The following is a 502-nucleotide window of genomic DNA, read 5'->3' on the forward strand; positions in this document are numbered from 1 at the left end:
ACCTGACTGACAATGAACTACAGTTATTTTTATCAGATGTTGGTTCAAGTCAAAATTATTACCCACTAATTAATCTTACATATGAGACCCCTGCCTTGAATATCTACTTTATTGCATGTAATAAGGGAAAGGAGCAAGGTTTATACTTGGTATCATTTAAGGATAAGCGCAAAGTTCAAGCAATAAACCTATCTCATGAGTGCCCCTTGGGCAGCTTGAAAGATTTAGGAAGCATAATCGTTCTAGATGAAAGGGTTACTAAAGGAGAGGATTACAGTTTTAATGTTTTTCCTGACAACTACAGCCACACAAACGAATATTATAGTATTGAAGTATCGCTGAATGGAGCAATTGAAGTGGAAAAAGTAATAGTCCCTGAAGGGGAGGCTCCATAAGCTACGGCTATCTTTTAACAAGCATAAACGGCGGCGACATATGCAATAAACCAAAATTTTGATGAATAACTTAATATGGCTACTAGTCGGTTTACTATTCGTTTTAA

The 502-nt window shown here is 36.3% G+C and carries 1 protein-coding gene; it reads left to right on the forward strand.

Annotated features, from left to right (window positions below):
• Positions 1–395, forward strand: a 395-nt coding sequence (locus tag E1163_RS30230; protein ID WP_185155898.1) for a hypothetical protein, incomplete at its 5' end; no start/stop codon positions are given.
• Positions 396–502 lie beyond the last annotated feature (107 nt).

It is taken from the genome of Fulvivirga kasyanovii, assembly GCF_009711405.1.
Taxonomy (GTDB): domain Bacteria; phylum Bacteroidota; class Bacteroidia; order Cytophagales; family Cyclobacteriaceae; genus Fulvivirga; species Fulvivirga kasyanovii.